Origin of the sequence: Staphylococcus warneri, from assembly GCF_900636385.1 — a bacterium.
Lineage (GTDB): Bacteria > Bacillota > Bacilli > Staphylococcales > Staphylococcaceae > Staphylococcus > Staphylococcus warneri.
This window is the reverse complement of record NZ_LR134269.1, coordinates 1,696,338-1,719,542: the sequence shown is the minus strand read 5'-3', so window position 1 is coordinate 1,719,542 and position 23,205 is coordinate 1,696,338. Positions and strand designations below refer to the sequence as shown.

Here is a 23,205-nt window from a genome sequence, read left to right as displayed (position 1 = left end):
AGTTGTGAATATTGGCACCATTATTATCATTTAAAGGCGTAAGCAAAGGATATGATGACGTTCAAATATTAAATGAAATTGATATAGATATAGAATCAGGTCATTTTTACACATTATTAGGGCCTTCAGGTTGTGGTAAAACAACCATTTTAAAATTAATTGCTGGCTTCGAATATCCTGATCAAGGAGACGTAATTTATCAAAATAAACCAATTGGAAAATTACCTCCAAACAAACGTAAAGTAAATACAGTTTTTCAAGATTATGCTTTATTCCCACATCTCAATGTATTTGAAAATATCGCGTACGGGTTGAAATTAAAGAAAATGAGTAAAAGTGCTATTAAAGAAAAAGTAGAAGAAGCACTTCGACTTGTTAAGCTATCAGGGTATGAAGATCGTAATATTAATGGTATGAGTGGTGGTCAAAAACAACGTGTAGCCATCGCTAGAGCCATTGTTAACGAACCAGAAATTTTATTATTAGATGAATCACTCTCAGCTTTAGATTTAAAATTAAGAACTGAAATGCAGTATGAATTAAGAGAATTACAATCTCGTCTAGGTATTACTTTTATTTTTGTTACTCATGATCAAGAAGAAGCATTAGCTTTAAGTGATTATATTTTTGTTATGAAAGATGGTAAAATTCAACAATTTGGAACACCAAACGATATTTATGATGAGCCGGTCAATCGTTTCGTAGCTGATTTTATTGGTGAATCGAATATTGTAGAAGGTCGAATGGTAGAAGATTATGTTGTAAATATCTATGGTCAAGATTTTGATTGTGTAGATATGGGTATACCTGCAAATCAAAAAGTAGAAGTTGTCATTCGTCCTGAAGATATTTCATTGATTGAAGCAGATAAAGGTTTGTTCCAAGTAAAAGTAGATTCAATGCTCTTTAGAGGTGTTCATTACGAAATCTGTGTGGTTGATAGAAAGGGATATGAATGGGTGATCCAATCAACACGTAAAGCTGAAGTAGGCAGTGAAGTTGGCTTGTATTTTGAGCCAGAAGCAATTCATATCATGGTACCAGGTGAAACGGAAGAAGAATTTGATAAACGTATTGAAAGTTATGAGGATGTTGAAAATGCGTAATACTAATCGTTTATTGCTTATTCCATACTTGATTTGGATGGTATTATTCATAATCATTCCAGTCGTATTACTTGTTTATTATTCTTTTTTAGACAATCAAGGCCATTTTAGTTTAACTAACTATGAAAATATTTTCACTTTGAGTTATTTTAAAATGTTTGCTGATTCTATTATATTTGCTGTGATTATTACACTTGTCACGTTATTAATAAGTTACCCAGCAGCTTATTATATCGCTCAATCTAAATTTCAAAATTTACTACTGATGATTATGATTATTCCTACATGGATTAACTTATTATTGAAAACATATGCATTCATAGGTTTGTTGAGTCATGATGGATTAATCAACCAATTATTTAACATCTTTAATTTATCTCCAATTAATATGTTATTTACTGCGGGTGCATTCATAGTAGTATCAAGTTATATCTATATACCATTTATGATATTACCAATCTTTAATAGTATGAAAGCAATTCCTAATAATTTACTACAAGCATCAAGTGATTTAGGCGCTAATCCACTAACAACCTTTGGTAAAGTGATTATGCCTTTAACGAGGGAAGGTGTAATGACTGGTGTTCAAGTAACCTTTATACCAGCATTATCACTATTCATGATTACACGTTTAATCGCCGGCAATAAAGTGATCAATATTGGGACAGCTATCGAAGAGCAATTTTTAACTATTCAAAATTATGGTATGGGTTCAACAATAGCGTTATTCCTAATCATTTTTATGGCATTTATTTTAATTATGACTAAATCAAAATCTAATCATAGGAAAGGGTGAGTTGTGTGAAGTGGTATGGCAAGCTATATATAGGTATATTAATAGCTATATTATATATACCTATATTATTTTTAATGGTATATTCGTTTAATTCAGCAGGTAATATGATACATTTTGAACATTTCACACTGGCTCATTATCAAACCTTATTCCAAAATGATAAATTAATGTCAGTCATATTTAATACAGTTGCCGTCGCATTAATCGCAGCAGCAATTTCTACATTGATTGGAACATTCGGTGCTATAGCTATATATCACTTAAGACATAAACAGTTTAAAGTGACGCTATTAACGCTCAATAATGTACTAATGGTATCTTCAGATGTTGTAATTGGTGCGTCATTTTTAATTATGTTTACTGCAATAGGTCATTTTACAGGTTTAGGCCTTGGATTTTGGACAGTGTTAGCATCCCATATCGCATTTTGTATTCCAATTGTTGTTATTGTTGTTTTACCACAATTATATGAAATGAATGATAGTATGTTGAATGCTGCTAGAGATTTAGGTGCTACTGAATCGCAATTATTAAGTAGTGTGGTTATACCGAATATTATGCCTGCTATAATCGGTGGATTCTTTATGGCATTAACTTATTCATTAGATGATTTTACAGTGAGTTTCTTCGTCACTGGTAATGGATTCAGTGTATTATCTGTAGAAGTTTATGCAATGGCTAGAAAAGGTATAAGCATGGAAATTAATGCAATTTCAACAATTTTATTCGGTGTAATCGTGATAGGTGTTATTGGTTACTACGCAATTCAACACCTCGTGCAACGTAAAAAGCATCCGAAACGAGGTGTCAATACATGAAACGATTTTTACAATTGATTTTGATTTCAATTATGATAGGTGTTTTATGTTTAGGCGTGAGTCACTGGTTCAAATCGAAAGAAAACACAGACACTAACCAAAAAATATACGTCTATAATTGGGGAGAGTATATTGATCCAAGCTTAATTAAAAAGTTTGAAAAAGAAACAGGTATCCAAGTGGTTTATGAAACATTTGATTCGAATGAAGCTATGGAAGCTAAGATACGTAATGGAGGAACACATTATGATGTCGCTTTTCCAAGTGAATATACAGTACAAAAATTGAAGCGTGCACATTTATTAGAACCTTTAGACCATAAGAAAATACCTAATATTAAAAATTTAGATTCAGATTATATGGATATGTCATATGACCGACATAATCAATATTCATTACCATATTTCTTTGGAACTGTTGGAATACTATATAATAAGGATAAGTATCCTAATGAATCTTTTAATAGTTGGCAAGATTTGTATAAATCTAAATATAAAAACCAAGTATTATTAGTTGATGGTGCACGTGAAATTATAGGTTTGGGCCTTAATAAATTAGGCTATAGTTTGAATGATAAAAATCCACAACATATCAAAAAAGCGGAATCTGATTTACATCATTTAGCGCCACAAGTTAGAGGCGTTGTAGGTGATGAAATCACAATGATGCTTGAACAAAATGAAGGAAGTATTGCAGTTGTATGGAGTGGAGTTGCTGCTCCATTAGTTCAAGATAGTGACAAATATAATTATGTTATTCCAAAAGAAGGATCAAATTTATGGTTTGATAATATGGTAATACCTAAAACTGCACAAAATAAAGAAGGCGCATATCGCTTTATGAATTTTCTGTTAGATGAAAAAAACAATAAGCAGAATACTGAATGGGTAGGCTATGCTACACCAAATAAAGAAGCAAGAAAGATGTTACCTAAAGATATTAGAAATGATCATAGATTTTATCCTAATCAAAAAGAACAACAACGATTGGAAGTATATCAAGATTTAGGGCAAGAAACATTAAGTGAATATAACGAAAGTTTTTTAAATTTTAAAATGTCGTTAAAGTAAAATGAAAATGGTAGTTATTTTTTGTTATATTCGATATAATAACTTGATAAGTAAAGTAAGGAGTTGTAACGAATGACAGGAGAGCAATATACTCAAATTAAACGTCCAGTCAGTCGACTAACAGAAAAAGTTTTAGGGTGGCTTAGTTGGGTATTCTTATTAATTTTGACAATCGTCACGATGTTTATAGCTTTAGTGTCATTTAGTAATGATACATCTATTGCTAACTTAGAGAATACATTAAATAATAATGATCTTATTCAACAAGTCTTAGCAAATAATAGCTTAAGCACTACACAATTTGTGATTTGGTTACAAAATGGTGTTTGGGCGATTATAGTGTATTTCATCGTTTGTTTATTGATTTCATTTTTAGCTTTAATTTCTATGAACATTAGAATATTATCTGGTTTCTTATTCTTGTTATCAGCAATTATCACAATACCTTTAGTATTACTTGTAGTAACATTAATTATTCCAATTTTATTCTTTATCATTGCTATTATGATGTTTGTAAGAAAGAATAAAGTTGAAACCGTACCGAACTATTATAACGGTGGTTATGGTTATCAACCATACGAAGAAATGTCAGAACAAGAAGCTTTTACGCATCATAATGAAACTGAAAATGAACCAGTTGAAGAGCCACAACAACGTAGACGTCCGTCACGTCGTAGTATGGAACGAAAAGAACAAGCGTATGACACAACAACAGGTTCAACAAATCAAATTCAAGACGAACAAGAATCACAAGATGATAAATACGAACAGTTTCCTAAACGTGCTGTAGAAAGTGAATATCGTTCAGATGATAATGAACAAGATGAAGAACCAACATTATTATCTCGCCAAGCGAAATATAACAAAAAGTCACGTTCAGATAAGGCTTCTACAGATAATCAAGAGGTATATAATGAGCAAGATGATGTAGAGCCATCACAACAATATAATGAAGAACCTCAAGTTGATCCTAAAGAGCTAAAAGCGCAACGTAAAAGAGAAAAAGCTGAAATTCGTGCTAAGAAAAAAGAAAAGCGTAAAGCGTATAATCAGCGTATGAAAGAAAAACGTAAGAATCAACCAAGTGCGGTTAATCAAAGAAGAATGAACTATGAAGAACGTCGTCAAATGTTTGGTGATACGGAAAAAGATATGAGAGATCAAGTGAAACAAGATCATCAAAAAATTGACGGAAATGACAATGAAAAATAATTAATTAAAATACCAAAAGTGATACTTAACATTCACTTTTGGTATTTTTTGTTGTTAATAGATTTTTATCGTATTGAATAGCATGTAAAGATAGTTTTTAGTATGATTAATGTAAGAGTTAAAGGAGGTACTGTAATGAAGAGAAAAACAGAATTGATATTAGCATGGATAGCCAATGGTTTAAGTAGTTTATATTTACTGTTTGTCATTATAGGTTATTTTGCGATGAAATCAGGAAGCGGTGCATCTCAAAATAAGGAAATGGTTAACCAAATGATGGGCGGTAATCAAGAGATGTCAATGGAAATGCTTACTACATCAATAGCATTATCTATGGGTGTGCTTGCATTTTCAACTATTTTAGGAATTGTTGGTGCATTAACAGTAAAAGGTAGAAATAAATTGGGTGCCAGTTTATTAATTGCAGCAGCGGTGGTCGGTATTATGGCAACGAATATCATTGCGATGATTTTATGGTTCATTGCAGGTATTATGCTATTAACGAAATCTAATCAACAGAGACCTAAGCGAGATCAAACTGTTCATAATCATCAAGAAGATTATTCTAAACGAAATGAGTGGGATCCTGAAAAGGAATTAAAAGAACATCAACAAAAAGATAAACCATATACGTATTAATTCAACTATTATTCTTAAAAATGATAGTGATTTATAATAAAAAACCGGTTGAACTGTTAATTCATTTCAACCGGTTTTTTATTTTATAATTCTTGGAATGTCTGGATAATGAGGTAGACATTTAGAATACTTAGAATAATAATGAGTGACCATGAAATAATATTAATCCATGTTTTATTAATAAATGGTCCCATTAACTTTTTATTACTTGTAGCTAATTGAAGTGGTATTAAAGTAAAAGGTAACGCAATACTTAGAAATACTTGTGAGAATACTAATAATTGTTCAATTTTCTCGGCATTACCATTAAAAATGATTAAGCAAATAATAACAGGAATTACAGCTAAAGAACGTGTGATCAGTCGACGAAGCCAATTAGGAATACGTAATCTCAAGAAGCCTTCCATTACAATTTGACCTGCCAATGTACCTGTAATTGTTGAATTTTGTCCAGATGCAAGTAAAGCAACTGCAAATAAGGTACTCATAATACCACCCAATGTGGCACCTAATAATGGTTGCGTTTTTAAAGCGTGGTATAAATCATAAAATCCACCTAATTCATCTGTGTTAGTTCCGAAAAATAGTGCTGCGCCCAATGTTAATAACAAGCAATTGACTACAAATGCAATAGATAATTGGATGTTGGAGTCAATCGTTGCATATTTAATTGCTTGTGCTTTATCTTCATTATTATTTCTATCATATTTCCGTGATTGAACAATGGAAGAATGTAAATATAGATTATGTGGCATAATAGTTGCCCCTACAATACCTAATGCAATATATAAGATACCCTTGTTTGTAATGATTTCAGTGTGGGGTACAAAGCCATTTAATAAATTCAATACATTCGGTGAAGAAATATAAACTTCAAAGGTGAAAATGGCTAAAACAGTGAATATAAGCGTACCTACAATGGCTTCTATTTTTCTAAATCCAAATTTCATTATAAATAATAGTAAAAATACATCACATACTGTAATTAAAGCACCAACGATTAATGGAATATTAAAGAGTAAATTAAGTGAAATTGCACTACCAATCACTTCAGCAATATCCGTAGCAATGATAGCTAATTCTGCGATAATCCAGAAAATAATCGCGATAGGTTTAGATAAAAAATGGCGTGTCATTTGAGCTAAATCTCTACCCGTTGCGATACCCAATCTTACGGTCATACTTTGTAATAACATAGCAGCTAAACTAGAAATTAATATTACAAATAAGAGGGTGTATCCAAATTGTGCGCCACCTTGCATAGAAGTTATCCAGTTACCCGGATCCATATATCCCACAGCTACTAATAATCCAGGTCCTAAGAAAGCCAAAAGTTTTTGACTTGCATTACTTTTATAGTCAAAATCAATCGTATTATTAATTTCGTCTAAGCTTTTTTGATGTTCTTGGTCGACTGATTGCTTATTCATAAACAAAACTCACCTCTAACTTAAAATATATTGATATATTAACCTAATGTTATTTTTAGGTCAACCTAAAAATATTTTACAAAATAAAAAAACCTGGACATGAGTGGATGTCACAGGTTCAAGTATCGTGAATTCTTTTGACTTAAGCAGAATAGAATTTTAAAAATTGATCAAATGTTTCTTCAACAAATTGAATAAAAGCTTTATCAGTTTTTAACCTTTGATCATCTGGTGTAATTGATCTAGCTACGAAGAATTCACCTTTTTTAACATTTTTGACACGATCAATGGCTTCATGTAACTGTTCATCAGTACAGTCTTTAATGAGCGTCTTTTCAGGCTTCATATGATCAAGACAGATGCTGTAATCTGACGGTAAGTTTCTTAATGTATCAAAATGTTTATCAAAAATTTTAACTTTTTCAGCCTTATTTTTTGCTTCGTGCATGACACCAAACATTATAAATAATTGGTCTCTAAATAAGCCGATTTGGAAATGAGGTAACATTTTGTAGCCGCGTTTATTTGGAGCGAATGCAACCCACGTATCTTTAGGTGGATTGACACTTCTTCTAGCGTGTTTTGCCACGTGAGGATAAAATGTTTCACCTGTTTGAGTTGTAAAGTATTCAGTGAAATAATCCCCTAATTGATGCAATTGCGGTCTAACATGCTCATTAAGTGCTTCCATTCTAGCATCTAGTCCATCCACATCAAAGGCTTTAAAATTTTGAGGTGAAAATGTGTATTTAGTCATGATTTGCCTCCTAGGATTATGATTAGAATTATTGTAGCATAATAAAGCATTAAAATTCTAAATTGCAGTTTCAAAAGAATGCATAAATTGTTAAAAATAGGGGAGTCTATAAATATAAAATTGAGACCATAATCATGTATAATATAGATAAATAGGAGATGATACCATGGCACTTTACGATTTTGCAAAAGGATTAGTATTAGAAGCGGGTAATAAAGTACGCTTAATGATGAAAGATGAATTAAATATTGAAACTAAATCCAATCCTAATGACTTAGTGACAAATGTAGATAGAGCAACTGAAGATTATATTTATGATATGATACATCAAAATTATCCAGAGCATAAAGTGATTGGTGAAGAAGGTCATGGTCATGACTTGATTGATACTTCCGGTGTTGTTTGGGTAGTTGACCCCATAGATGGCACATTAAACTTTGTTCATCAACAAGAAAACTTCGCTATTTCAATCGGGATTTATCATGAAGGCAAACCATATGCTGGCTTTGTGTACGATGTTATGAGAGATATTTTGTATCATACCAAAGTAGGTGAGGGTGCATTTGAAAATAACCATGCTTTAGAACCTTTAAAAGATACGCAACTAAAAACAAGTATTATTGGCATTAATCCTAATTGGTTAACCAAACCAATTATGGGACCTATTTTTGCACCAATAGTGAATGATGCACGTAGTGCAAGAGCTTATGGTAGTGCTGCATTAGAAATTGTGAGTGTAGCTAAAGGACAACTAGCTGCATATTTAACGCCAAGACTACAACCGTGGGACTATGCTGGTGGTTTAATGATACTCAACGAAGTTGGGGGAAAAGGCACTAATTTACTTGGTGAAACATTAACTATTACGCGACCCAATTCTATTATCATGGCTAATCCTTTATTACATGATGAAATAATAAGTGATTATTTAAAAAATCATGAAGATACTTTAAGAATGCATCATAAAAAACGTTTTGGAAATTAAAATATTAAAAAGACAAAGCTTGGGACATCAGATTATGTTCCAGGCTTTGTCTTTTGTAAAAATTAAATAAAATTTGTTTGAAAGCATACTAACTCATCAAAGAGAAAGTAGTTGTTAGGGTTTGATTATGCAATGATCTTAAATGGTTATGCCTAATATGCTAATCATATCGATTACTATTCTTCTGACTTGCCAAGAGACAAGCACATTATGCAATAAACCTTAAAAACAAAATACCACTAACATTGAATTTTAAATAAAGTTTTATTTTATTAATATTGGGCTATATCATCTATAACCAGTCATTTTCGCGATATTTCTTTTTCACTGTGAAACCGGCACCAAATGTTGCAACGAGTAATATAAATGTTAAAATCATCATTGGAACATTTGCTGCACCAATGCTAAAGCTAAATAGCAATAAAAAGATTAAAGCCAAAATTGAGAATATCCAGAAAATGCCTTTAGATTTTTTTTGTTGCATCCCATACCCCACCTTTTACTTATTTTTTCTCTAATCTATGATATAATAAAAAAGTTGTAATTAAAAGTGGGAGTTTACTTAAGAAAGGAAATTTATAATATGACGAATATAAGAGAAGATGTACGTAATATAGCGATTATTGCGCACGTTGACCATGGTAAAACGACGTTAGTAGATGAATTATTAAAGCAATCAGGAATTTTTAGAGAGAACGAACATGTTGACGATCGTGCTATGGACTCTAATGACTTAGAAAGAGAACGTGGTATTACAATTCTTGCGAAAAATACTGCGGTTGACTATAAAGGTACACGCATTAATATATTAGATACACCAGGACACGCTGACTTCGGTGGCGAAGTTGAACGTATCATGAAAATGGTTGATGGTGTTGTATTAGTAGTCGATGCGTATGAAGGTACAATGCCTCAAACACGTTTCGTACTTAAAAAAGCATTAGAACAAAATTTAAAACCAGTGGTAGTAGTAAATAAAATCGACAAACCATCTGCAAGACCAGAAGGTGTGGTAGATGAAGTATTAGATTTATTTATCGAATTAGAAGCTAATGATGAACAACTTGATTTCCCTGTTGTATATGCTTCAGCTGTTAATGGAACTGCAAGTTTAAATTCAGAACAACAAGATGAAAATATGCAATCATTATATGAAACTATTATCGATTATGTACCAGCACCAGTTGACAACAGTGATGAACCATTACAATTCCAAGTAGCATTATTAGATTATAATGACTATGTTGGACGTATTGGTGTAGGACGTGTATTCAGAGGTAAAATGCGTGTAGGTGATAATGTATCACTGATTAAATTAGATGGTAGCGTTAAGAACTTCCGTGTAACAAAAATATTTGGTTATTTTGGATTAAAACGTGAAGAAATTGAAGAAGCACAAGCAGGTGACTTAATCGCGGTTTCTGGCATGGAAGATATCAACGTAGGTGAAACAGTAACACCACATGATCATCAAGATGCTTTACCAGTATTACGTATTGATGAACCAACGCTTGAAATGACATTTAGAGTTAACAATTCACCATTTGCAGGTCGTGAAGGTGATTTCGTTACAGCGCGTCAAATTCAAGAACGTTTAGATCAACAACTTGAAACAGACGTATCATTAAAAGTTACACCAACAGACTCACCAGATGCATGGGTAGTTGCTGGACGTGGTGAATTACATTTATCAATTTTAATTGAAAATATGCGTCGTGAAGGTTACGAACTTCAAGTATCTAAACCACAAGTTATCATTAGAGAAATTGATGGCGTTATGTGTGAACCATTCGAAAGAGTTCAATGTGAAGTGCCTCAAGAAAACTCTGGTGCTGTTATTGAATCTTTAGGTGCACGTAAAGGTGAAATGTTAGATATGATGACAACTGATAATGGTCTTACTCGTCTTATCTTTATGGTACCAGCACGTGGTATGATTGGTTATACTACAGAATTTATGTCAATGACACGTGGTTATGGGATTATCAACCATACATTTGAAGAATTCAGACCTCGTATTAAAGCTAAAATTGGTGGCAGAAGAAATGGTGCATTAATTTCAATGGATCAAGGTTCTGCTAGTACGTATGCAATTTTAGGACTAGAAGACCGTGGTGTTAACTTCATGGAACCAGGTACTGAAGTATATGAAGGTATGATTGTTGGTGAACATAATCGTGAAAATGACTTAACCGTTAATATCACTAAAACAAAACACCAAACTAACGTACGTTCTGCTACGAAAGATCAAACACAAACTATGAATCGACCTCGTGTATTAACACTTGAAGAAGCGTTACAATTTATCAATGATGATGAATTAGTTGAGGTAACACCTGAAAGTATTCGTTTAAGAAAGAAATTATTAAACAAATCAGTGCGTGAAAAAGAAGCTAAACGCGTTAAACAAATGATGTCAGAGGACGAATAATCAACGTCTGATACATTGTTAAATAAGAGTCATTTAAAAACCACTTGATTATTGATGTTCTTCAATAATCAAGTGGTTTTCTTTTGTGGATTTAGATTTAATTAATCTTAAACAAGTAGATATAAATCGAATCGGAATAAATCATCTACGCATATAAAAAACGTATGATTACAACTTCTTATATAAAGACGCTACAATCATACGCTAGTTAATTAGTCATTTTCCTTTTTATCAATATGTGTTGAAAATGGTTGAGGCTGTTTAGGTGTATCTAGACGACTTTTACAATCATCACACATAAATGTACGAATAGGATTATTTCTAAGTCGTTTTGCTTCTACAGTGTTTTCATCAATATGTACTGTAGTATCACAAATGATACATTTGACTGGAACCAATTAAATCACCTCAATATATTTTACATACTTAAATTCGTAACTATAACCTTTTTCAGTATCATATACAAAACTATCCACAGAGTTATCGTCATATAGACGTTTACCATCTTTAGCAAATTGGAAGAATAAATATGGTAATAAATCTAATGGAACTTCTATAGCATCTTCGTCATTAAATAATTTAATAGCGGTTGCATTTGATTGTGGTTCAGAAGTTTTAAAGAATGGTGTCATATTTATAACAAATGAACCCTCTAATACAGAACGCTTTTTATATTTAATTTCAGAATTTAATGTTGGTGGATTAGTTTGACCTTCTAAGATAGCACGATTCCATTCGCGATTATCTTCGAACTGTATTGGTTTAGTGCCATCGAAAACGCCTTTTTCTAAGTCTTCGAGGCTTACCTTTCTATCATCAAAAATCCATGTTGTACTATCTAATGTGATGGGGAAATTCACCGCACCTTTTATTTGAATCATCTTGCCCACTCCCTAAATTTTTATCTTATATTATTTTATCATAAAATACGTTATACTTAATTTAAAGATACTTGCTTTTTAACATTCAGTAAGATAAAATTTTATATATTGAAGATATTTAATGAAATGATAGGGGGAGTGCGTGTCATGGCTAATCAGTCGAAATTAAATAATGCGGCTTATGACCAACTGAACAAAGATGCAGATAGAATATTACATCTTATTAAAGTTCAAATGGACAATTTAACAGTGCCTTCTTGTCCACTTTACGAAGAAGTTTTAGATACACAAATGTTCGGTCTTCAAAAAGAAGTAGATTTTGCTGTACAACTCGGGCTAGTTGAGAAAGAAGACGGCAAAAATCTTATGTTAAGACTTGAAAAAGAACTTTCAAAACTACACGAAGCATTTACAAACGTTTAATTTTTTATATAAATTTGATGTGTTGATATATTGTTATTGATGTTACTAGAATTATTTTAATACATTTATGACAACACTTTCATGCTAGTATGAAATGTGGAACCGTAACTTGCACATTGTAAAAATGGTGGCTGAGATAGTATCATATTTGATATTTTCTCAGTCATTTTATCTTTTTTGAATAATTGTTAAGTTAATATTTGTTTTGTGATACATAGGAAGTTTATAATGAAAAGGATAGGTTTTAGAGTCATTGATTATTTGTATTGATGCTCTTAATCTCAACTCTCAAAAAATTTGAATTGGATGTACAAGTATATGAAAAATTTTAAAAATATAATGCGATACATTGGAAAAACATCTAAATTTATCGATTATCCATTGTTGGTCACATACGTCATCCTATGTTTAATTGGTTTAGTTATGGTTTATAGTGCCAGTATGGTTGCTGCTACGAAAGGCACTTTAACAGGTGGTGCTGAAGTATCAGGTACTTATTTCTATACAAGGCAATTGCTATACGTCATTATGAGCTTTGCTATTGTCTTTTTTATGGCATTTATCATGAATGTAAAGGTCCTGAAACAACCCAATGTCCAAAAATGGATGATGATAGGTATATTTGTTTTACTCTTAATTACGTTAGTTATTGGTAAAAATATTAATGGTTCTAAAAGTTGGATCAACTTAGGATTTATGAACTTACAAGCATCCGAATTACTTAAAATTGCTATTATATTATATTTACCATTTATGATAGAAAAGAAAATGCCAGCAGTGCGTAATAAAATTAAATTAATTTCAGCACCTATTATTTTAGTAGCCAGTTGTGTCGCTTTAGTCTTTTTACAAAAGGACGTAGGGCAAACGCTATTAATATTAATCATATTCTTTTCAATCATTTTTTATGCAGGAATCGGTGTACATAATATTTTGAAATACGGTATTATGGTAGCAATTGCAGGTGTTTTGATTTCGTTATTAGTTCTGATTGCAGGTTTATTACCTAGTTATCTTGAAGCAAGATTTAGTACTTTAACCAATCCGTTTAGTGCCGAATCAGGAACTGGTTATCATATATCGAATTCACTTATGGCAATAGGTAATGGCGGTCTGTTTGGTCGTGGTTTAGGTAATAGTATTATGAAATTAGGTTATTTACCTGAACCACATACTGACTTTATTTTTGCGGTTATCTGTGAAGAATTAGGATTAGTAGGCGGTTTGTTTGTCATTTTACTAGAATTTTTCATTGTTTATCGTGCGTTTCAGCTTGCAAATAAAACTAACTCATATTTTTATAAATTGGTTTGTGTTGGTATCGCAAGTTATATTGGAAGTCAAACATTTGTTAACTTAGGTGGTATTTCAGCAACGATCCCATTAACAGGGGTACCATTACCATTTATAAGTTTTGGCGGATCTGCCATGATTAGTTTAAGTATAGCAATGGGATTATTACTCATTACTGCTAAACAGATTAAAATGGATGAAAAAAGAGCCAAACAACATAAAGTCGATATTAAACGACGATATCAATAAGTATTTAGCTAATCTCGCTTTAGAAAATTCATTATATTGAATTTTCTAAAGTTATAGAGATTAGCTTTTTTTATTATAAATATTTATTAAACATACAAGATTTAACTGGAAATATGATTGATGCAATGATAATATAAAGTTATTGTTTATGATAATTTTATATGAATTTGATAAGTTGAGTTAGCTTCGCAATAAGAATATTTATCTTATGTGACACTTAAATTAAAGAATTATGACTAATATGCAATAACTATAGAAAAAGCAATCTATATAAGATAAAATCTTAGTATCAGACTAGTAAGAAAATTCCGAAAATTTAACAGGGGTGTGATCACTTTTGAAACATATTAAAAAGTTATTAGTAGCCAATCGTGGGGAAATCGCTATCAGAATTTTTAGAGCTGCTGCAGAATTAAATATTAATACAGTAGCCATATACTCTAAAGAAGATAAATCATCATTACATAGATATAAAGCCGATGAGTCCTACTTAGTTGGTAGTGATTTAGGACCAGCTGAAAGTTACTTGAATATTGAACGCATTATTGATGTAGCTAAAAGAGCAAATGTAGATGCGATCCACCCAGGTTATGGATTTTTAAGTGAAAATGAACAATTTGCGCGCAGATGTGCAGAAGAGGGTATCAAATTTATTGGACCACATCTAGAACATTTGGATATGTTTGGAGATAAAGTTAAAGCTAGAGCTACTGCACTTAAAGCTAACTTACCAGTTATACCAGGCACAGATGGACCTATAGAAAGCTATGAAGCTGCCCAATCTTTTGCTAATGAAGCTGGTTATCCATTGATGATTAAAGCTACCAGTGGTGGTGGCGGTAAAGGTATGAGTATCGTTCATGAAGAAAGTGAGCTTGAAGATGCATTCCATCGTGCTAAATCTGAAGCAGAGAAATCATTTGGTAATAGTGAAATATATATAGAACGTTACATTGATAACCCTAAACATATTGAAGTACAAGTTATAGGTGATGAATATGGTAATTTGATCCATCTTTATGAACGTGATTGTTCTGTTCAACGTCGTCATCAAAAAGTTGTCGAAGTAGCGCCGTCCGTTGGATTGTCAGAATCCTTAAGAAAGAAAATATGTGACGCTGCGCTTCAATTAATGTCTCATATCAAATATGTAAACGCAGGAACTGTCGAATTTCTAGTATCTGGTAATGAATTCTTTTTTATAGAAGTCAATCCACGTGTGCAAGTGGAGCATACAATCACTGAGATGATTACAGGTATTGATATCGTTAAAACGCAAATATTAGTTGCTGATGGTGCAGAATTATTTAGTGAAGAAATAGGTATGCCAAAGCAAAAAGATATTCAAACATTAGGTTATGCGATCCAGTGTCGTATTACTACTGAAGATCCACTCAATGATTTTATGCCTGACTCTGGCACAATTATTGCATATCGTTCTAGTGGTGGATTTGGAGTCCGTTTAGATGCTGGCGATGGTTTCCAAGGTGCAGAGATTTCGCCGTATTATGATTCATTATTAGTAAAACTATCGACGCATGCTATGTCATTCAAACAAGCTGAAGAAAAGATGGAACGTTCATTAAGAGAAATGCGTATTCGAGGTGTGAAAACGAATATACCATTTTTAATCAATGTGATGAGAAATGAACAATTTAGAAGTGGCGATTATACAACTAAATTTATAGAAGAGACACCTGAATTATTTAATATAGAACCAACTTTAGATAGAGGTACGAAAACATTAGAGTACATAGGTAATGTAACTATTAATGGGTTCCCTAATGTTGAACAACGACCTAAACCACTTTATGAAGCTGCATCTATTCCTAAAGTATCACAAAAGAAAATAGCTACGTTTTCAGGTACGAAACAGTTATTAGATCAACAAGGCCCTAAAGGTGTGGCAAATTGGGTACGCGAACAAGAAGATGTTTTAATGACAGATACAACATTTAGAGATGCTCATCAATCTTTATTAGCCACACGTGTACGTACTAAAGATATGTTGAATATTGCTTCTAAAACAGCAGAAGTATTTAAAGATAATTTTTCACTTGAAATGTGGGGCGGTGCAACGTTTGATGTAGCATATAACTTCTTAAAAGAAAATCCGTGGGAACGACTTGAAAGATTGCGCCAAGCAATACCTAATGTGCTATTTCAGATGTTATTACGTGCTTCAAATGCCGTGGGTTATAAAAATTATCCAGATAATGTTATACAAAAATTTGTGAAAGAAAGTGCAGAAGCAGGTGTTGATGTATTCAGAATTTTTGACTCATTAAACTGGGTAGATCAAATGAAAGTGGCGAACGAAGCAGTTCAAGAAGCAGGAAAGATTTCAGAAGGTACTATTTGTTATACAGGAGATATCTTAAATCCTGAAAGATCTAATATATATACATTGGACTACTATGTGAAATTAGCAAAAGAATTAGAAAAAGAAGGATTCCATATTTTAGCCATTAAAGATATGGCCGGCTTATTAAAACCGAAAGCAGCCTATGAACTTATTGGACATTTACGTGCAGCAGTTGATATGCCGATACATCTTCATACTCATGATACAAGTGGCAATGGTTTATTAACGTATATGCAAGCGATTGATGCAGGTGTGGATATCATCGATACGGCTGTAGCATCAATGAGTGGTTTAACAAGTCAACCTAGTGCCAATTCATTATACTATGCTTTAAACGGCTTCCCACGTCAATTGAGAGCAGATATTAATGGGTTAGAAGAAATAAGTCATTATTGGTCAACAGTGCGCCCTTATTATGTTGATTTTGAAAGTGATATCAAATCTCCAAATACAGAAATTTACCAACATGAAATGCCTGGCGGACAATATTCTAATTTAAGTCAACAAGCTAAAAGCCTTGGTTTAGGAGAACGCTTCGATGAAGTTAAAGATATGTATCGTCGTGTGAATTTCTTATTTGGTGATATTGTCAAAGTAACTCCATCTTCGAAAGTAGTCGGAGATATGGCATTATTTATGGTTCAAAACGATCTAAATGAAGATGATGTTATTAATCAAGGACATAAATTAGATTTCCCAGAATCTGTAGTTTCGTTCTTTAAAGGGGAAATCGGTCAACCTGTCAATGGTTTTAATGCACAACTTCAAAAAGTAATTTTAAAAGGGCAAACATCATTAGAAAATAGACCTGGTGAATATTTAGAACCTGTTGATTTCGATGCAGTAAAACAAGAATTAGCTTCAATTCAAAACATCGAAGTAACTGAGCAAGACATTATAAGTTACGTCTTATATCCAAAAGTATACAAACAATTTATTGCAACGAAAGAGCAATTTGGTGATTTATCATTACTAGATACACCTACATTCTTGTTTGGTATGAGAAATGGAGAAACAGTTGAAATTGAAATTGACACAGGTAAACGACTAATCATTAAGTTAGAAACAATTAGTGAACCAGATGAAAATGGGCAAAGAACCATTTATTTCTCAATGAATGGTCAAGCAAGACGTATATATATTAAAGATGAAAATGTTAAAGCGAATGTTAATGTAAAACCAAAAGCAGATAAAACTAATCCTTGTCACATTGGTGCACAAATGCCAGGTTCAGTGACCGAGGTGAAAGTAGCTATTGGTGATAAAGTAAAAGCTAACCAAGCTCTACTCATCACTGAAGCCATGAAAATGGAAACAACTGTCCAAGCACCATTTGATGGAGTGATTAAACGGATTACCGTAGCAAGTGGTGATGCGATTGCAACAGGTGATTTATTAATAGAAATTGAAAAAGTATGAGATTAATTTAAAAATCCCCAACATTCAATCAGACATGATGAATGTTGGGGATAAATATTATGATTTGTTTTTTAAACTTCTTGTGGTTCTTAACATTAATAGAATGAAATAGGCAATCATACCGAATAAATAAGTAATAAATAAAGCATGAAGTAATGCAATAAACAAATTAACATTTGTAATGACTGATAATGCACCAGTGACTACTTGTAAAATAACTAGAATAAAAGCAGCTGTGTAACCGTATTTGATTGTACGATTATCAGCATAATTTTTGACGGCATGAATAAAAGTGAACATAATCCACATGAAAGTAATAAATGCCATACCTCTATGTGCGAACTGTACCCAATCATGTACGTTGTGTGGGACAATATCATCAAAAGGTACTGGCCATGCACCATAAGCTAGACTTGAGTCAGTATGTCTTACTAGTGCACCTGTGTAAATTGTTAAATAAACAATAATTGCCATTAACCAAGTTAATGTACGTAGTGGCTTTTTAATCATTACCTCATCAGCTTCATATTTTTGATCAATTGAGAAGACAATTAGTGTCATTAAGAATACTGAAGAGAAACTCACTAGTGATATACCGAAATGTAGTGCTAAAACATAATCATTTTGTTGCCACACAACTGCTGCAGCGCCTACTAAAGCTTGCAGTAATAAGAAACCAACACTAATTATAGATAATGGTTTAATTTCTTTGATATATCCGATATGTTTCCATGCAGTTATAACTAACCACAATACCACGATAAGGGACAATGCTGATACAGCTCTGTGACTCAATTCGATAATGGTTTGTATAGGTAAATTTTGTGGCAGAAATGCTCCATTACATAAAGGCCACGAGGAACCACAACCATCTTCTGAACCAGTTTTAGTGACGAGTGCACCACCTAATTGTACAAATGTCATGATAATTGTTGCTAAGACACTTAACCATTTAAGGTTTTCTTTTCTAAACAATGATAAACACCCCATCATTAAAATAAAGTACTTTATCTAATCGCTTATATCATGTTAGACATTTCCTTTAAATTAACGTATATATTTTTCTTTTACATTATATTAATGATACCATTTTTAAATGCATTACAAAATCAACTATTTAGAATGTCGTTAAAGTGTCACAATTTAATTTTTTAAAACCTAGTCTTTTATAACTATTTGCTATATCATTATATTATATGAAAAAGTTCAAGGAGGGGAATTATGAACAAAGAACAAACTTTGTCACAAGATGCGGGCCGTGTGACATTCAAAGAGTTACAACAGATTATTAAGATGGGCCTTGTTCAAGGGAATTTAATTCCTGCATTTGCCGGGGCTTGGTTGGCTGTTGTAATGACAAACCATTCCTTCCTATCGTCGATACCTCAAATTTTATTAATGATTATAGGTTCTACATTTATAATGGGCGGTGCATGTGCACTTAATAATTACTATGACCAAGATATTGATCAGATCATGCCTAGTAAACAAAATAGACCCACTGTAAATGATAGAATTTCAAATAAACACTTATTAATTTTAAGCTTTGGTATGATGTTAGTAGGTGAGGCATGTTTATTTTTACTCAATATTCCATCAGGCGTATTAGGATTAATTGGTATCGTAGGATACGTTTCTTATTATTCGATTTGGTCTAAACGACACACAACTTGGAATACTGTCGTAGGTAGTTTTCCAGGTGCTGTACCACCATTAATTGGTTGGGTAGCGATTGATGGTTCTATCAGTGTTGCTGCAATAGCATTATTTTTAGTAGTATTTTGTTGGCAACCTATTCATTTCTACGCTTTAGCTATTAAACGTAGTGATGAATATTCATTAGCAAACATTCCAATGTTACCATCAGTTAAAGGATTCAATAGAACACGTATAAGTATGTTCATTTGGTTAGTATTATTATTGCCAATACCATTCATGTTATCTAGTTTAGGTACTACATTTATTGTATTAGCTACATTATTAAATCTAGGTTGGATGGCATTAGGTTTGACATCGTTCAAACGCAATAGTGATCAAACTAAATGGGCAACAACAATGTTTATCTATTCATTAAACTATTTAGTTGTATTCTTTGTACTTGTTGTAGTCGTATCACTTATTAAAATGATATAAATATAAAATTAAGTAAGGATGAAACATATGAACGTACCTATATTACCAACGTTAAGTACCTCATGCATTGTTATTAGTGCGATATTAGTGGCAATTGGTTGGAGACTTATTTGGAAAAAACAAATTGATAAGCATAAAAAAGTAATGCTATGGGCAGCTATTTTCGCAGCTACATTCTTTATTATTTATGCTAGTCGTACAATCTTTATAGGAAATACTGCATTTGGTGGTCCAGATAGTATTAAAATTTACTATACGATTTTCTTAGTATTCCATATTAACCTAGCAACAATTGGTGGGGTATTAGGCTTAATACAAATTTTTACGGCCTTCAAAGATAAATTTAATATTCATAGAAAAATTGGACCTATTGCTTCAATTATTTGGTTCTTTACAGCTATTACTGGTGTGGCAGTATATTTACTTTTATACATCTTATATCCAGGTGGCGAAACAACTTCATTAATTAAAGCAACTTTAGGTTTATAATTTAATATTTTAAATGTACTGATAAAACTTAATCGTAGGTTTTATCAGTTTTTTAATATATTTAAATCGGTAATTCATTTTACAAACATAAATAGCTAAAAGTGTTTATAATGAAATTTATGATGAAAATAGACTTATCTTGATTATGAAATATATATTTATGTACAATGATAATAATTCTATTGAGGTGGGTGAAAAATGAAAAAATTAGTAATACGAATATTAGGTGTAGTCTTTTTAGTTTCTTTTCTAATCTATTTATTTTACTCACCACGTTTAAAGTTTGATGTATTAGAAAACCCTAATAAAAATCAAAAAACTGAGCGAACTGAACAGTTTAAGAATACTAATAAAGATATTGAAAATCCAAAGCCTAAAAAAGGTGTAGGTACTTGGATTGGGAAAAATATTAATCAGCTTACTAAAAAGTATGGGCAAGCTAATCGTACATATCCTGTTAGTGATGGTTATAAAAATTATGTGTTTAAGAAGAAAAATCAATATTACATTGTAAGCGTTAAAGATAATCAAATTAAATCTGTATATGCTACTGGCAATGATGTAAATATGAGTCCGTTACATATAGGTGAAGAAAATTCTAAAATCTATGAAAATACAAGCATTAATCCTGAACCAACTATTAAATCTAATGGCAAGGTTTATGAGTTTGAATTGTCTGATGAAGACTTAAAAACGCAAACATTAATTAAATACGGTAATGTGTATGCGCAAGTATATTCTGATCAACAATCTAATAAGATTATGGCAATTCGTTTTTTAGATAAAGATGCATTAGCTTCATTACAACCATACAAAACCAATGAATCTCAGTCTTCATCTAGCAAAAAACATAAAGAATTACCATATGAACAAAATCCCAATCAGTTAATGACACTCTATGAAGTGACAAACGAAATGAGAAAGTTAAAAGGTTTAAAACCATTAAAAGTAAATAATGATATTGCGCATATAGCCTCTATTAATTTGTTTGATGCAACGAAGAGTGGTTATGATTCAGTTGAATTTACTGAAAATGCATTAAAACAGCAATTAGATGAACGAGATATTAGCTATACTTCTACAAGTCAAAATGTGGGTTATAACTTTGATGATGTTCCTACATTAATTCATAGTTGGATGAATTCGGATATTCATCGATCAAGAATGTTAAATACCAAGTATGATGAAATGGGCGGAGAAGTGATGAAAGATTATTATTCATTAATTTTCTTAGAAAAATAAGTAAGGGGAAGATGACAAATGATAAATGAAGAAACATTGTCTATTTTAGACGATGTCGAAGCATTGTCTGATATGATCGTAGATTCTGTAATATATCATGACTACATTGAAGCAAAGGAATTATTATATCAAGATGATGAAGCGCACTTATTATACTCAGCTTTTTTAAAGTCTAAAGATAAATATGATGATGTCATGCGTTTTGGTAGATATCATCCGGATTATAAAACAATAATGATGGAAACACGTCAACGTAAAAGAGCTTATGAAATGTTGCCTGTGGTTATGGACTATAAATCTAAAGAAGTAGAATTACAGAATTTAATAGATGAAGTGATTAGTAAAATTGCATTAGCAGTATCAGATAATGTAAAAATTGAAACGGGTAATCCATTCTTTCAAACAACTGCACATGGATGTGCTTCTGGAGGATCATGTAATTGCTCACTATAGAAAGATAAATGGCAAGGTCTATGTTTAACATTAGACCTTGCCATTATTTGACATCTTATTTTAATGTTTCTTTAAACTGTTGTGCTAGATCAGGACGATCAGTTACAAGGGTATGTGCACCCTTTTGATAAAGGTCTGTCATTAAATCAATGCTATTAATGCCATAATATCCTGGTACGATGTTTAGTAGTGTTAACCATTTAATAAATCTTGCAGATGTAAGTCGTATACCTTTAAATTCGATAGGCATTTGGAAAGTATTAGCTTTAGGATGATAAGTGTTACCTCTAAAGGTATTGAATTTAATGAAAGCTTCAGTAACTTCACTTTGACTTGCACCAATTGCAACTGTACCTTTACTTAATTGGTCAAAGCGTTCTATTTGTTCTTTATGGAAACTTGTGACTAAAACACGGTGTTCTGCTTGATGTTTAGAAATTTGATGATAAAGTACTTCAGGTGCTATGGCACCTTCATAGCTATCAGGATGATCTTTCAAGTCTACATTGATATACATTTCTGGGTAAAGTTCTAATAACTCTTCAAACGTAAGAATTTTTGCGTCTGAATGTCCACGATATGGGTATTGACGATTAATATCTGTAAAATAATAACCGGCATCTAATTTTCTTAACTCAGCAAGCGTATGTTCACATACTTTTCCTGATCCATTCGTAGTACGATCTACCGTTGCATCATGGAAAACAATGAGCGCTTTATCTTTAGTTAATCGTACATCCGTCTCAAAGCCATCCACGCCATATTGAACTGCATTATCAAATGCTAATTTAGTTTGTTCAGGTCTTACGGCCATACCACCTCTATGAGCAAACAGATATGGTGCTACACCTGAAAAGAATGGAGGGATTGCATTAATTTCACGTGGCTTTTTATTTTGATTAATATAAAGCACACTTCCTATTATACTTGCCGCTGCTAATGAGCCATTAACTAACCACTTATTTAGTTTAACCATTTAATATCCTCCTTAAGTTATTAAAGTCATATTAACAG

22 protein-coding genes are annotated in these 23,205 nt (G+C 32.0%); 15 read left to right on the top strand and 7 right to left on the bottom strand.

Annotated elements, in window-relative coordinates; all coding sequences use genetic code 11:
* Positions 1-11: 11 nt before the first annotated feature.
* The 6 genes from EL082_RS08400 to EL082_RS08375 all read left to right on the top strand — a co-directional run bounded on the left by EL082_RS08400 (position 12) and on the right by EL082_RS08375 (position 5,641).
* Positions 12-1,106, top strand: a complete 1,095-nt coding sequence (locus EL082_RS08400) for an ABC transporter ATP-binding protein (protein WP_015365190.1) — start codon at positions 12-14, stop codon at positions 1,104-1,106.
* A complete protein-coding gene (locus tag EL082_RS08395) occupies positions 1,099-1,902 on the top strand; it encodes an ABC transporter permease (RefSeq protein WP_019235863.1) in 804 nt (267 codons plus the stop codon). The genes EL082_RS08400 and EL082_RS08395 overlap by 8 nt, the downstream gene beginning before the upstream one ends.
* A 5-nt stretch (positions 1,903-1,907) precedes the next feature.
* Complete coding sequence (locus EL082_RS08390) at positions 1,908-2,720, top strand: ABC transporter permease (protein WP_015365188.1); 813 nt, start codon at positions 1,908-1,910, stop codon at positions 2,718-2,720.
* The gene (locus tag EL082_RS08385) at positions 2,717-3,790 is read left to right on the top strand and encodes an ABC transporter substrate-binding protein (RefSeq protein WP_002465395.1); all 1,074 of its coding nucleotides are present in this window, start codon (positions 2,717-2,719) and stop codon (positions 3,788-3,790) included. The genes EL082_RS08390 and EL082_RS08385 overlap by 4 nt, the downstream gene beginning before the upstream one ends.
* A 72-nt stretch (positions 3,791-3,862) precedes the next feature.
* Positions 3,863-5,002 (top strand): lipoteichoic acid stability factor AuxB, encoded by a 1,140-nt coding sequence (gene auxB, locus EL082_RS08380; protein WP_002465397.1) that lies wholly within the window; start codon positions 3,863-3,865, stop codon positions 5,000-5,002.
* Positions 5,003-5,137: 135 nt separating this feature from the next.
* On the top strand, positions 5,138-5,641 hold the full coding sequence (locus EL082_RS08375) for a DUF4064 domain-containing protein (RefSeq protein WP_015365186.1): 504 nt from the start codon (positions 5,138-5,140) through the stop codon (positions 5,639-5,641).
* Positions 5,642-5,724: 83 nt separating this feature from the next.
* Here EL082_RS08375 and EL082_RS08370 read toward each other — a convergent pair whose 3' ends face one another.
* The gene (locus EL082_RS08370) at positions 5,725-7,071 is read right to left on the bottom strand and encodes an Nramp family divalent metal transporter (RefSeq protein WP_015365185.1); all 1,347 of its coding nucleotides are present in this window, start codon (positions 7,069-7,071) and stop codon (positions 5,725-5,727) included.
* Between the two features lie 142 nt (positions 7,072-7,213).
* Positions 7,214-7,828, bottom strand: coding sequence for a YktB family protein (locus EL082_RS08365; protein ID WP_002467504.1), 615 nt, complete (start codon positions 7,826-7,828; stop codon positions 7,214-7,216).
* Positions 7,829-7,994: 166 nt separating this feature from the next.
* Between EL082_RS08365 and EL082_RS08360 the strand changes: the two genes are divergently transcribed.
* Positions 7,995-8,813 (top strand): inositol monophosphatase family protein, encoded by an 819-nt coding sequence (locus EL082_RS08360; protein WP_002467495.1) that lies wholly within the window; start codon positions 7,995-7,997, stop codon positions 8,811-8,813.
* 292 nt (positions 8,814-9,105) lie between these two features.
* Here EL082_RS08360 and EL082_RS08355 read toward each other — a convergent pair whose 3' ends face one another.
* Entirely contained in the window at positions 9,106-9,297 is a 192-nt protein-coding gene (locus EL082_RS08355; protein ID WP_002467499.1) for a DUF5325 family protein, read from the bottom strand.
* Positions 9,298-9,396: 99 nt separating this feature from the next.
* Here EL082_RS08355 and typA point away from each other — a divergent pair, with 99 nt between their 5' ends.
* Positions 9,397-11,244, top strand: coding sequence for a translational GTPase TypA (gene typA / locus EL082_RS08350; RefSeq protein WP_002467500.1), 1,848 nt, complete (start codon positions 9,397-9,399; stop codon positions 11,242-11,244).
* A gap of 212 nt (positions 11,245-11,456) precedes the next feature.
* On the opposite strand, the gene EL082_RS08345 is transcribed toward typA, so the two are convergent.
* Both EL082_RS08345 and EL082_RS08340 read right to left on the bottom strand, forming a co-directional pair.
* Positions 11,457-11,642, bottom strand: coding sequence for a DUF2197 domain-containing protein (locus EL082_RS08345; protein ID WP_002467494.1), 186 nt, complete (start codon positions 11,640-11,642; stop codon positions 11,457-11,459).
* On the bottom strand, positions 11,643-12,125 hold the full coding sequence (locus EL082_RS08340) for a hypothetical protein (RefSeq protein ID WP_002467505.1): 483 nt from the start codon (positions 12,123-12,125) through the stop codon (positions 11,643-11,645). It lies immediately after the preceding gene.
* A gap of 147 nt (positions 12,126-12,272) precedes the next feature.
* On the opposite strand from EL082_RS08340, the gene EL082_RS08335 reads away from it, so the two are divergent.
* From EL082_RS08335 to EL082_RS08325, 3 genes are all read left to right on the top strand, one after another.
* Positions 12,273-12,548 (top strand): Fpa/YlaN family protein, encoded by a 276-nt coding sequence (locus EL082_RS08335; RefSeq protein WP_002450671.1) that lies wholly within the window; start codon positions 12,273-12,275, stop codon positions 12,546-12,548.
* 318 nt (positions 12,549-12,866) lie between these two features.
* Positions 12,867-14,090 (top strand): cell division peptidoglycan polymerase FtsW, encoded by a 1,224-nt coding sequence (ftsW, locus tag EL082_RS08330; RefSeq protein ID WP_002467498.1) that lies wholly within the window; start codon positions 12,867-12,869, stop codon positions 14,088-14,090.
* Positions 14,091-14,427: 337 nt separating this feature from the next.
* Complete coding sequence (locus EL082_RS08325) at positions 14,428-17,874, top strand: pyruvate carboxylase (protein ID WP_103286269.1); 3,447 nt, start codon at positions 14,428-14,430, stop codon at positions 17,872-17,874.
* Positions 17,875-17,931: 57 nt separating this feature from the next.
* Here the strand turns inward: EL082_RS08325 and EL082_RS08320 are convergent, their stop codons facing one another.
* Positions 17,932-18,849 (bottom strand): COX15/CtaA family protein, encoded by a 918-nt coding sequence (locus EL082_RS08320; protein WP_002467503.1) that lies wholly within the window; start codon positions 18,847-18,849, stop codon positions 17,932-17,934.
* A gap of 246 nt (positions 18,850-19,095) precedes the next feature.
* Here EL082_RS08320 and cyoE point away from each other — a divergent pair, with 246 nt between their 5' ends.
* The 4 genes from cyoE (at position 19,096) to EL082_RS08300 (ending at position 22,191) form a co-directional block, all read left to right on the top strand.
* Complete coding sequence (gene cyoE / locus EL082_RS08315) at positions 19,096-20,007, top strand: heme o synthase (protein ID WP_002467502.1); 912 nt, start codon at positions 19,096-19,098, stop codon at positions 20,005-20,007.
* Positions 20,008-20,034: 27 nt separating this feature from the next.
* Positions 20,035-20,496: a DUF420 domain-containing protein gene (locus EL082_RS08310; protein ID WP_002450665.1), complete on the top strand. Its 462-nt coding sequence runs from the start codon at positions 20,035-20,037 to the stop codon at positions 20,494-20,496.
* A 198-nt stretch (positions 20,497-20,694) separates the two neighbouring features.
* A complete protein-coding gene (locus EL082_RS08305; protein ID WP_015365183.1) occupies positions 20,695-21,738 on the top strand; it encodes a CAP-associated domain-containing protein in 1,044 nt (347 codons plus the stop codon).
* An 18-nt stretch (positions 21,739-21,756) separates the two neighbouring features.
* Positions 21,757-22,191, top strand: a complete 435-nt coding sequence (locus EL082_RS08300; protein ID WP_002465502.1) for a YlbF/YmcA family competence regulator — start codon at positions 21,757-21,759, stop codon at positions 22,189-22,191.
* A 55-nt stretch (positions 22,192-22,246) separates the two neighbouring features.
* Here EL082_RS08300 and EL082_RS08295 read toward each other — a convergent pair whose 3' ends face one another.
* Complete coding sequence (locus tag EL082_RS08295) at positions 22,247-23,167, bottom strand: lysophosphatidylglycerol phospholipase D (RefSeq protein WP_019235866.1); 921 nt, start codon at positions 23,165-23,167, stop codon at positions 22,247-22,249.
* Between the last annotated feature and the right edge of the window lie 38 nt (positions 23,168-23,205).